This is a genomic window from Tistrella arctica (genome assembly GCF_039630945.1).
In the GTDB taxonomy this organism is placed as follows: Bacteria; Pseudomonadota; Alphaproteobacteria; order Tistrellales; family Tistrellaceae; genus Tistrella; species Tistrella bauzanensis.
In genome coordinates, this window is the sequence record NZ_JBBKTV010000043.1 from 1 (window position 1) to 331 (window position 331).

The window sequence follows — 331 nt, forward strand, 5'->3', positions numbered from 1 at the left end:
CGGCCCCAGGGCGATCGTCCGCAGGGCGGCGGCTTCCGTGATGGTGATCGCGACAACCGCGGCGGCGATCGCGGCGGCTTCGGCGGCGAGCGTCGCAGCTTCGGTGGTGATCGGCCGCAGGGTGATCGTCCGCAGGGCGGTGGCTTCCGTGGTGGCGACCGTGACAATCGCGGCGGCTTCGGCGGCGAGCGGCGCAGCTTCGGTGGCGACCGGCCCCAGGGCGATCGTCCGCAGGGCGGCGGCTTCCGTGATGGTGATCGCGACAACCGCGGCGGCGATCGCGGCGGCTTCGGCGGCGAGCGTCGCAGCTTCGGTGGTGATCGGCCGCAGG

1 pseudogene is annotated in these 331 nt (G+C 74.6%); it reads right to left on the reverse strand.

Annotated elements, in window-relative coordinates:
• Positions 1-331 (reverse strand): annotated as a pseudogene (locus tag WG924_RS28110) (hypothetical protein); the annotation flags it as partial.